General features: G+C 41.0%; 1 protein-coding gene. It reads right to left on the bottom strand.

Annotation, left to right across the window (positions count from 1 at the left end; translation table 11 throughout):
- Positions 1-1,153 (bottom strand): TraM recognition domain-containing protein (locus tag ACFVFS_RS40835; protein WP_380630189.1); only part of this gene is annotated, 1,153 nt, incomplete at its 3' end.
- Positions 1,154-1,183 lie beyond the last annotated feature (30 nt).

Raw genomic sequence — 1,183 nt, 5'->3', positions numbered from 1 at the left:
GATCAGAAAGAGACTCTTTTTTTTCGTTCAACCCATTCATTGGATTGCGAAAATAAATGATTTTGCGCCTTTCAACAGGTTTTAGCCCCCTCGCTGCCTTTCTGACAACTACAAAAACCCCTGTTTCTAAGTCCTTTATTTCGTCTGGATGAACATAGAATTTTTTTACCTTCCGGCTTGTTCCTTTTTCCGCTTTAAACTCAATTCTTTTTAATGGGCCGCCGATATTTTCCGTCTGTGTGGTCAGATCCACGTCATTATAAGTACCGATTATAGAAGCCACTGTTTCTGCGGATTCAGCCTCGTTACTTCGGCCAAAAAAGAACGTATTACAGTTATCAATTACTTGCTTTGAAATGTCCTGTCCATTGATGACTAAATCTCCTAGCGACTGTATCCCAATAGCTGCCCCAAATTCAGCACTACGAGCCCGCGCAAGGATGTGTACGATTGTTTCAGACCCATAGGCCCCAAACTCATCAAAAATGCCGAGAGCGCCTTTCTGCACGTCCTGAGCGTATCTAGTTGTGACACTGAATGCTAAATCAGCAATAACAAACCTTGCAAACCGCTTGATAAACTCGGAATAAATGTTGCTATTGAACGAGAAAATAACGCTTTCTCCTCGTTCTAATACCTCAAGCAGATCGAGACCGTCAGGATCATCTTCAAGGAGCTCACCAAGTTCTGAATAAATCAACTTTTCTAGCTGTGTTTTCATACTTTTTACAAGCATCAGAACAGGATCGGCTTGGCTTTCATCGGTCAATGATTCGATTTCATCCTCTGTTAACTGACTTTTACCGAAAAAACGCTCCATATGAAGGGCTGCCCTTGCGCTCAATACTTTATTTTTGACTGTACGCTCTCTAATTTCGTACTCTACTTCCTCTTGCTCTGATTCATTCAGGCCAAGAATATCATCCTCTTCCGCCGGCTTTTTTTTCTTGACTGGTACTTTATCCTGAATGACTTCCTCTTTTATTTCCACGTCAGTCATTAATGTTCTGTATACCGCGCTGAGTGACATGTGTTTGGCGATGGTCGCCAAATCAGTATTTAAATCAAAATCATGGATCATATGAATGACTTTTTGCAAAAAGTTTTCCGCTTCATTTTTATAAAAAGCGTTTTCCCAATCGAAAATCGCCATGATTCGATCAGTGACACTCGTTCTATTACC

It is taken from the genome of Kitasatospora sp. NPDC057692 (assembly GCF_042799475.1).
Classification (GTDB): domain Bacteria; phylum Actinomycetota; class Actinomycetes; order Streptomycetales; family Streptomycetaceae; genus Kitasatospora.
The sequence above is the reverse complement of the archived record's forward strand: the minus strand, read 5'-3'. Positions and strand labels throughout refer to the sequence as shown.